Source organism: Archangium sp. (assembly GCF_036389735.1).
Taxonomy (GTDB): Bacteria; Myxococcota; Myxococcia; order Myxococcales; family Myxococcaceae; genus Archangium.
Map to the genome: position 1 here is coordinate 1 of NZ_DASVWK010000748.1, position 8,849 is coordinate 8,849.

9 protein-coding genes are annotated in these 8,849 nt (G+C 70.4%); 5 read left to right on the top strand and 4 right to left on the bottom strand.

From position 1 onward, the window contains the following. The 4 genes from VF794_RS26575 to serC all read right to left on the bottom strand — a co-directional run. A partial coding sequence (locus VF794_RS26575) for a transposase (protein ID WP_331115132.1) occupies window positions 1-354 on the bottom strand: 354 nt, incomplete at its 3' end. A gap of 55 nt (window positions 355-409) precedes the next feature. Then, window positions 410-1,606 carry a porin gene (locus tag VF794_RS26580; protein ID WP_331115134.1) on the bottom strand — a complete coding sequence of 399 codons (1,197 nt, stop codon included), beginning with the start codon at window positions 1,604-1,606 and terminating at the stop codon, window positions 410-412. A 234-nt stretch (window positions 1,607-1,840) separates the two neighbouring features. After that, a complete protein-coding gene (locus VF794_RS26585) occupies window positions 1,841-2,401 on the bottom strand; it encodes a chalcone isomerase family protein (RefSeq protein ID WP_331115136.1) in 561 nt (186 codons plus the stop codon). Window positions 2,402-2,431: 30 nt separating this feature from the next. Continuing rightward, the gene (gene serC / locus VF794_RS26590; protein ID WP_331115138.1) at window positions 2,432-3,520 is read right to left on the bottom strand and encodes a 3-phosphoserine/phosphohydroxythreonine transaminase; all 1,089 of its coding nucleotides are present in this window, start codon (window positions 3,518-3,520) and stop codon (window positions 2,432-2,434) included. 125 nt (window positions 3,521-3,645) lie between these two features. Here serC and VF794_RS26595 point away from each other — a divergent pair, with 125 nt between their 5' ends. The 5 genes from VF794_RS26595 to VF794_RS26615 all read left to right on the top strand — a co-directional run. Continuing rightward, a complete protein-coding gene (locus VF794_RS26595; protein ID WP_414640958.1) occupies window positions 3,646-4,230 on the top strand; it encodes an RNA polymerase sigma factor in 585 nt (194 codons plus the stop codon). 5 nt (window positions 4,231-4,235) lie between these two features. Further along, complete coding sequence (locus VF794_RS26600; protein WP_331115140.1) at window positions 4,236-5,045, top strand: hypothetical protein; 810 nt, start codon at window positions 4,236-4,238, stop codon at window positions 5,043-5,045. Window positions 5,046-5,059: 14 nt separating this feature from the next. Further along, on the top strand, window positions 5,060-6,691 hold the full coding sequence (locus VF794_RS26605; RefSeq protein ID WP_414640960.1) for a caspase family protein: 1,632 nt from the start codon (window positions 5,060-5,062) through the stop codon (window positions 6,689-6,691). Further along, window positions 6,691-7,770, top strand: a complete 1,080-nt coding sequence (locus VF794_RS26610) for a carboxypeptidase regulatory-like domain-containing protein (RefSeq protein WP_331115144.1) — start codon at window positions 6,691-6,693, stop codon at window positions 7,768-7,770. The genes VF794_RS26605 and VF794_RS26610 overlap by 1 nt, the downstream gene beginning before the upstream one ends. Window positions 7,771-7,805: 35 nt before the next feature. Beyond that, window positions 7,806-8,849, top strand: a 1,044-nt coding sequence (locus VF794_RS26615) for a PKD domain-containing protein (RefSeq protein ID WP_414640959.1), incomplete at its 3' end; no start/stop codon positions are given.

Sequence of the window (8,849 nt, forward strand, 5' to 3'; positions counted from 1 at the left end):
CCCGACCGAATGGGTGCCCTTCTTGGGGAAGCCCGTATCGTCCACCACCCATGCTTCCACCGGACCGTGCCGCTCCAACTGCTCGAGCGCATAGTCCCTCGCCACGGCCAGTACTGCCTTTGCGTCCCATGCGGACGAGGCGACGAAGTGATGCAGCGCCTGGTGCCGTGCCCTGAGTCGGGTGGGGTCCAGTTTCGCCGCCATTGGCTCCACGCTCTTGCGCTCGCCAGGTCGCAGCAGTCCCGTCAGGTAGCCGCGCAGCGGCTCAAGCCGATCCGCGTGTCCTAATACCGTCCCCAGTCGATGTACGTACGCTTCGAATCTCTCCTCGGGCGTACTTGCTCGTGCCGACATGGCCGGGAGCATCCTCCAGAACCGGCCAATCCCTCAACTTTATGACACAGTAGGATTAGTAGAAGAGCTGCGCCTGCAGGCGGAACTGGTTTCTCTCCGCCTGGGCCTCCTGGCCGAAGAGGCGGAAATAGTCCGCCTGGAGCTTCAGCGCGTGCTCGGCGAAGTAGTAGCTCACCGCGCCTCCCAGCTCGCGCTGGGTCTGGAACCCGGCCTCCTGCGCGTTGCCGCGCGAGGGCCGGATTTCCCCGAAGCGGGCCGCGACCTCCAACGGGAACGGCAGCATGTAGCCCGCCTGCACGAAGTAGCCCCGACCCGACCGGCTGAAGTCCGTCACCGGCCTTCCCGGGGTGGGCTCGGAGGTGAGCTGGGCCTCGTCGGCTTTCCGATCGAAGAGCTCCGAGAGCACGGACAGCCCCTTCCACTTGAAGTGGAGATCCGCTCCGAGGTGCCGGAAGCCGAAGTTGCCCGCCGTATAGACGCCTCCGTGGGTGCTGCGCGTCCGGTTCGAGGCCAGGTTGTACGCGCTGCTCAAACCCAGGGCCAGGCGCGGCTTGTCGCCGCGCGAGAGGTCGGCCTCGACCAGATGATCGAACGCCCCGAACGGATTGACCTGGGCGCGGAAGACCAGGAGCGCGGCGTTCGGGCCTCCCGTGCGGTTGCGGCCCCGCCCGCCGAAGACGCCGGCCTGATACATCAGCCGGCCGCCGAGCCCCAGGAAGTCCTCCGACATCAGGTACACGCCCACGTCGCGATCGAGGCTGAACTCGCCGGTCACGATGGAACGATCGACGAACTGCAGCGCCGACGAGGAGACGACGCGCTGCTGGCCGTAGGGAACCTTCATCTGGCCGAAGCGCACGCCGAGGTCCCGGTGTGGCTGCCAGGTGATGTACGCGTCGCGCAACGGGACCAGCAGGTCCGACTCCATATCCCGCGTGGCCAGGCCCAGCTGGATGTAATAACGGAGCTCCGGCCTGAAGGCGTGGCCCGCGAGCACGAGCCGGAACCGGCGGATTTGACTCTCGGTCGTCAGGACCTCCGACGCCCCCGCCTCGACGGCCGGGTCCGTAGGGCTCAAGAGCGCCACCTGGTACTGGATGCGCGCACGAAGCTGGAGCGAGAACCGGTCACCCGCGTGGAAGGTGATTCCCTTCCCCGGCTCGGCGCTCACCGAGATGTCGCTCGCCGGGTGCTCCGCGGGCGTCGCGGTCTCCGGTGGGGTCTGGGCCTGGGTGCTCGTACCGGCCAGCACCACCCAGAGGGCCAGGGCCCAAAGGCCACGGAATGGGACAACAACGCGCGGAAGGGAACTCGGAAGAGGCATGGGGGGAGTTTTTAAGGGACATGGCGGGACATCCGCCTCGTCTTGATGAACCCCCCCTGTCAGGTGGGTAAACTTCGTGTGCCGGTTCCGTTGGGTACCGCTCACCGACGGGGGCGAGCAGTCCGATGAGCCGGACTGCCGCGCCGCCGCCACGAGGAGTGGCTACTCCTTGCCCAGCATCCCGTCCTTGAGGCTCTCGTCCACGGGGTCCTTGCCCAGCCACACCGAGAAGAGCGCGTCCGCGAAGTCCTTGCCCTCCACCGAGATCTTCTGCCCTCCCTTGCTCTCGATCGTCGTGCCCTTGCCCGGCACGTACGTCAGCACCAGCTCGTCCCCCTTCTTCAGGTCCGGAATCGCCGAGGTGAACGTGTCCAGCCGCTGCTGCAGCGCCGGCAGCTTGTCCCCCGCGTTCTTCTTGAAGCCGTCGACGATCGCCTCGGTGATCGTCTTCTTGTCCAGCTCGCGCAGCATCGACATCCGCACGCGCTTCACCTGCTCCGACGCGATGGCCTGCGGGCCACTCGGCGACGGGTTCTGGAGGTACAGGCCGGCCGCATACACCTTGAAGACGACCTTCTTGCGCAGGCCCACCCCGTTGAGCTTCAGCTCCTTGCCCTCGACCGTCGCGGTCTCCGGGAACTGCACCCCCGCGATCTCCTTGGCGGCAGCGGGCAGCGCGAGCACAACGGCCATCACGACAGCGAACAGCGTGGCGTTCTTCATGACCCCTCCTGGAAGGTAGAGACTGGCACCCTACCCGTTCTTCCGGACGAACTCCTCCATGAAGGACACCAGCGTCTTCACGTTGTCCACCGTCACCGCGTTGTACGTGGACACCCGGATGCCCCCCACCGTGCGGTAGCCCTTGAGCCCCACCATCCCCGCCTTCTTCGCCTCGGCCACGAACCGCTCGTCCAGCTCCGGCGTGGGCAGGGTGAAGACCACGTTCATGTACGAGCGCGACTCCTTCTCCACCGGCCCCCGGTAGAAACCCGTGTGCTTGTCGATGGTCCCGTAGAGCAGCTCGCCCTTCTCCCGGTTCCACCGCTCGAGCCGCGGCAGGCCTCCCACCCCCTTCACCCACGCCAGCACATTGCGGCACAGGTAGATGGCCAAGGTGGGCGGCGTGTTGTAGAGCGAGTTGTTTTCCGCGTGGGTCGAGTAGCGGAAGATCTTCGGGATGTCCTTGCGCCCACGGGCGATGAGGTCCTTGCGCGCCACGGCGATCAGCACGCCCGAGGGGCCCAGGTTCTTCTGCGCGCCCGCGTAGATGAAGGCGAAGCGGCTCACGTCCGTGGGCTTCCACAGGAAGTCCGAGCTCATGTCCGCCACCAGCGGCACCTCGCCCACGTCGGGCCAGGAGTGCCACTGGGTGCCGTAGATGGTGTTGTTGCTCGTCAGGTGGACGTAGGCCGCCTTCGGGTCGAGCTGGAGCTCCTCCTGGCGCGGAATCCGCACGTGGCGCTTGTCCGGCAGCGCCGTGCTGGCCGCCACCCGGGCCTTGCCCACCGTGACGGCCTCCTCGTGGGCCTTCTCGCTCCAGACGCCCGTGAGGATGTAGTCCGCGCTGGCGCCCGGGGGCAGGAAGTTCATCGGCACCTGGGCGAACTGCTGCGAGGCCCCGCCGGTGAGGAAGAGCACCTGGTGGGTGTCCGGGATGCCCAGCAGCTCGGTGAGCAGGGAGATGGCCTCGGTGTGGACGGCGTCGTACTCCTTGCCCCGGTGGCTGTGCTCCATGATGGACATTCCGGAGCCCTGGAAATCCAACAGTTCGTCCCGCGCCCGCTCGAGCGCGGGAAGGGGCAGGCCGGCCGGGCCGGCGTTGAAGTTGATGACGCGCATGGCTGTGCCCTCGGGAGAGTGAACGACCGCGCGGCCATTCTGCCCGACGCCGCCCAGGGGGGAATCGTTAATCGGGGCGTCCGTCCACCCGCTAGCGTGTGGCCGCTACGGAAGCGGGAGAGTCCATGACTCGGGTGGGTTCCTCACGGGAACTGGCGGAGTGGGTGGTGCGGGCCGCACAGGGGGAGACGCCTGCCTTCAGTGAGCTGTACCGGCGGACCCGGCCCCTGGTGGCCCGGCTGACGGACAGCTTCGCGCCGTTGGACCCGGACGAGGTGGAAGACGTGATTCAGGAGACCTACGTACGTGCCTTCAAGGCCCTCCCCCGGCTCAAGGAGCCGGCGGCTTTCGAGGCGTGGCTCCTGTCCATCGCCCGCAACCGTGCCCGCACCCGCCTGGAGCGCAAGGGCAACATGCGCCGGCTGGACGAGGAAGTCGCCGACCCGCGGCCGGAGGCGGTTGCCCTGGTGCCCGAGGCCCTCCAGTTGGAGCGGGACATGGCCGTGGTGCGCCAGCTCATCGACGAGCTGCCCGAGGGCGAGGAGAAGAAGACCGTCCACCTCTTCTATGTGGAAGGCCAGCTGTCCGCCCGGGAGATCGCCGAGAAGCTCGGGGTGGGCAAGAGCGCCGTGACGATGCGCCTGGAGCGCTTCCGGGCCCGAATCAAGCAGGAGCTGCTCCGGCGCGTGCTCGCTGGACGGTGGGAGTAAGTGGGATGAGACACCTGGATGCCGATGCCCTGCGTGCCCTGACGGCTGGTGAGCCGGAGTCGGTGGCGTACTTCCGCGAGCACCTGTCGCACCCGTGCGAGCCCTGCATGGACTTCCTGGCGAGGACGCCGGGACCCGGGCTGCTCGATGGACAGGTGGACGCCCTGCTGCTCCGCCTGGCGCCCCCCGCGCAGCAGGAGCCCCGGCTGGACGAGGTGGGCCATGCTCGCGTCCGCCGAGGCCTGCGCACTCCCGGCCAGGGCTGGCGCCGGGCGGCGGTGGGCGTGGCGCTGGCGGCGGGCCTCGCGGGGCTCGTCGTCCTCACCCGCCCCCAGGTGCCGACCCCCGGACAGCAGCCGGACGCCTGGGACGGGGTGAAGGGCGTGAGCCGGCTGGCCCTGGAGCTGTCCGTGGTGGCCCGAGGGCCCGACGACAGCCCGCGGAGGATGGATCCGGGCACCCCCGCCTCGGACGACGAGGTGCTGGTGCTGCGCTACCACGCCACCGAGGCCGGCGAGGCCCTCCTCTTCCAGCAGCGGGGCGGCGCGGGGCCCGAGCTGCTCGGCCGCTTCCCGCTGAAGGCCGGCACGCACGAGCTGGAGGGACCCCAGGGCCTCGTGGGCGTCAGCCTGGAAGGCGAGTCCGGGCCCCTCACCCTCTGGTTGGTGGGCTTCCCCTCGGGACAGATGCCCCCACCCGAGGAGGTGCGCGAGGCACTTACCCGGGGTGACATGGGGGAGCGCTCGGCGCTGGCCGTCAACCGGTTCGACCTCCACGTCCAGGGGCAGACAGGGCACAATCCCCGCCCACGGTGAGGCCACTCGTCTTCATGCTCCTGGCGGTGCTCGCGGCCTGCGCGAGCCCTGGTCCGCTCGAGAAGGGCGGCAAGGCCGGGCTCGTGGCCGTGAGACTGGACGAGGCGAAACTCTCCCAGGCCTATACCCCCCGGCGCCTGGCGCTGCTGGTGGGGGTGTCCCAGTTCCAGGACGCGCAGTGGAGGAATCTGCGCTACTCCGCCAAGGACGCGGAGGATCTCGCTTCGACCTTGAGGGATCCGGCGCGTGGCCGCTTCGACCGGGTGCGCGTCCTCACCCGCCCCGAGGAGACGACCCGGGCCTCCATCCTCGCGGCGCTGCGCCAGTTGCGAGAGGAGGCCACCCGGCCGGATGACGTGGTGGTGGTGTACTTCTCCGCGCACGGCACGCTGGCCCGCGACGGCAAGGGCGAGCTGAAGCGCTACCTCGTCACCACGGACGCCTCGTTCCGGACCATCTCCCAGACGGCGCTGTCCATGGACGCGCTGAAGTCCGAGTTCGATCAGCTCTCCTCGCGCCGCCGGCTGATGGTGCTGGCCACGTGTCACAGCGGCAGTGGCAAGTCGCTGCTGCCCCGCGAGCTGGAGGCCGAGCTGGCCGGCATCAAGGCCGGCTTCTACGCGCGCCCCCTGGAGGAATCGAGCCGCGCCTCCATGGTGTTCGCCGCCTCTGACTGGGGCGAGACGGCCCGCGAGGACGAGGGGCTGCGGAACGACATCTATACGCACTTCCTCATCGACGGGCTCAAGGGCGCGGCGGATCGCAATATCGACGGCGCCGTCACCGCCACCGAGGCCCATGACTACGCGCGCCGCCGCACCTACGCCTTCACCGAGGGGCGACAGCGGCCCTCGGCGGAAATCCTGGAGGTGGGGGCGGATCCGGTGGTGCTCTCCGGCAGCATCGACCGGACGGGCCGCCCGGAGCTCTTCTCGTACAACCCCCGGCTGGACGGCTTCACGCTGAAGGTGGACGGCGAGACGCGCACGGAGCTGCCCGGCGGTGCCGCCGTGATGCCCGGGCGCCGCACCGTGGAGCTCACCAAGGGGGACGACGTCCTCATTCGTGAGGTGGTGGACATCGCCGCGGGCGAGCGGCTGCCGCTGGAACGCCTGCTGTCCCAGGCCTTCCCGCGCCGCTCGCTGGCGGTGCTGGGCGGAATGTTCTCCTTCGTGGACGCGCGCAGCCGCGACGAGCTGCTGCCCGCCTCGCCGGAGCTGGCGCTGGTGCTACGACTGGAGGAGCGCCCGCTGCCGGATCTGAGCCTCCTCTTCGACGTGAGCGGTGGCCGGGGCCGGCGCAGCCTGCACCTCGTGCCCGGCGCCGGAGTGCCCTTCACCTATACCTCGCTGTCGCTGGGGGCCTCGGTGCCCTATACGTGGCGGTGGGAGCGACTGTCGCTCTACGCGGGCCCACGTGTGGCCGCGCTGTACCTTCAGCGGTCCTTCCAGACAGAGGCCTTCACGGGAGCACAGCAGTACTTCACCTTCAGCCCGGGGGTGGTGGGAGGCGTGGTGTGGCGACTGAACGAGCGGCTGGAGCTGACGGCCCAGACGCAGCTGATGGTGACGTACGTGGTGGTGGACGGGCGGGGACAGGCGGTGGGGTTCTCCGGCGGATGGGCCGGCGTGGGGTACCGCTTCTGATGCGCCAGACCGTCTACAGCGTGGTGATGATGGTGCTCGCCCTCGGGGTGGGCGCGTGCGGGGGTTTCGACAACACCCCCTTCCGGACGGGCACCGTGAGGGGCCGCCTCACCGAGGCCAACCCCGCGGTGGCCCTGGTGTCGTTGGTGGGCAACCCGGGCCTGCGCAGCACCGTGGCCGAGGACGGCAGCTTCGTGCTGGAGCGCGTGCCGGCCGGCCCGGTGGAGCTGTTCATCGTGGCCTCGGCGGACAAGGCGGTGCGGCTGCCGGTGCTGGTGCCCGGAGGAGGCTCGGCGCAGGTGCGGGACGTGGTGCCCCACGCGGCCGGCTTCCTGGAGGTGGGGGTGAAGGCACCGGCGCGCCAGCGGGTGGGCGGCGGGCAACTGTCCGTGGTGGGCACGCCCTTCCAGGGGCTGCACCTCGAGGAGGACGGGAGCCTGCGCGCGGGCCCGCTACCGGAGGGGTGCTACGACCTGGAGGTGTCCGTCCCCGGCTTCCCGCTGAAGCGGACCGAGGCGTGCGTGGACGAGCGCGAGCACAAGGAAGTGAGCGTGCAGCTCCCCGAGCCGGATGACGACGCCCTCAACCGCGGCTGCGCCGTCACCGGCTGCGAGCGCGGCAGCCATTGCGCCCAGGATGGCCGGTGCGTGGAGTGCGTCTCGGATGCCCAGTGCGCCCCCGGCCTCTCCTGCCGGAACGAGCGCTGCGAGGGCACCAGCGCCCCCTGCGCCCCGTGCGATGGGGACTGGAAGTGTGGCTCCATCGCCCGCTGTGAGAGCCTCCCCGAGGCCAGCAGGGCGTGCGTGGCCTCGTGTGACACCCGAGGCGGGTGTGCCCAGGGCTTCGCCTGCCAGGGGAGCCTGTGCCTGCCCGAGCCGGCGCAGCTCGCGGGCTGCTTCGCCTACCGGCAGGTGGGCACGCCCTGCGACGGCGACGAGCGGTGCCGGGACCGGGGGATTTCGCAGGGCCTGTGCGTCGAGGGGGCCTGCACCTTCCGCTGCACCACGGACGCCGAGTGCCCGCGGGGCTTCGCCTGCACCGCCTCGGCCACGGGCGCCATCTGCCGGCCGCGGCGGTGAGGGACGAGGGGGGAAACACCTTGAGACACGGGCCGATGAACACACGCTCCCTGCTCGCGCTCCTGTGCGCGCTGGGCCTCGGAGGCTGTGAGCGCGAAGCGCCTCCTCGGACGAGCAACACCCCGCCCACCCTCACCCTGGAGCACCCCACCAGCGCGCAGGTGGTACGCACGGGACAGGCGCTCCAGCTCACCGCCCACGTCGAGGATGCCGAGGACGGCGCGGCGCTCGGCGAGCGCGTGGTGTGGGTGGCCTCGGACTCTGGCCAGCTCGCCAGCGGCGCCTCGACCACCGCCACCTTCACCGAGCCGGGGGAGCAGACGCTCACCGCCACCGTCACCGACTCCGGGGGCCTGGTGGCCAGCGCCTCCGTCGTCCTCCAGGTGCTCGACGCCCGCGCGCCCAGCCTCGTCATCCGCGAGCCAGCCTCCGGCAGCGTATGGAACCTCGGGCAGGTGCTGCCCCTGCGCTGCGAGGCCCGCTCCGTCGCCGGAGAGCCCCTTCCGGACTCGGCCATCCAATGGACGTCCGCGCTCTCCGGCCCCCTGCCCTCGGGCGCCCAGGCCACGCTCGGGGTGGCCGGTGAGGACACCCTCACCTGCCTCGCGACGGACCCGGCCACCGGCGAGCGCACGATGGCCAGTGTGCCCGTGACGGTGCGCTCCACCCAGGCTCCCTCGGTGCAGATCCTCCGCCCCGAGGCCGAGCTGTACGTGAAGGCCGGCCAGCCGGCGCCGTACTCGCCGGGCGTCCGCTTCCGCGCCTCCGCGTTCGACTTCAACGTCCCGAGTGGCGGAGACACCCTGGCCGACGCCGTCGAGTGGACGCTGGAGCCCGGCGGCACGTGGCTCGGCAAGGGCGCGGCGGTGGCCTACACCTTCACCACGCCCGGGGACTACACCGTGGTGGCCACCACCACCGACAGCCTCGGCAACGCGGCCCGGGACTCGGTGCGCGTCCACCTCGTCACCAACCTCCCCCCGCGCTGCGACATCCTCCTGCCCCGCCAGGACGGCGTGCGGCTGCTCCAGGGCGCCACCACCGAGCTGAAGGCCCGCTGCGTCGATCCCGAGAGCGGC

Excerpts from the sequence above, each read along its gene's own strand:
- VF794_RS26605 (WP_414640960.1), top strand. The coding sequence starts at position 5,060 with ATGCTCCTGGCGGTGCTCGCGGCCTGCGCGAGCCCTGGTCCGCTCGAG.
- VF794_RS26585 (WP_331115136.1), bottom strand. The coding sequence starts at position 2,401 with ATGAAGAACGCCACGCTGTTCGCTGTCGTGATGGCCGTTGTGCTCGCG.
- VF794_RS26600 (WP_331115140.1), top strand. The coding sequence starts at position 4,236 with ATGAGACACCTGGATGCCGATGCCCTGCGTGCCCTGACGGCTGGTGAG.
- serC (WP_331115138.1), bottom strand. The coding sequence starts at position 3,520 with ATGCGCGTCATCAACTTCAACGCCGGCCCGGCCGGCCTGCCCCTTCCC.
- VF794_RS26595 (WP_414640958.1), top strand. The coding sequence starts at position 3,646 with ATGACTCGGGTGGGTTCCTCACGGGAACTGGCGGAGTGGGTGGTGCGG.
- VF794_RS26610 (WP_331115144.1), top strand. The coding sequence starts at position 6,691 with ATGCGCCAGACCGTCTACAGCGTGGTGATGATGGTGCTCGCCCTCGGG.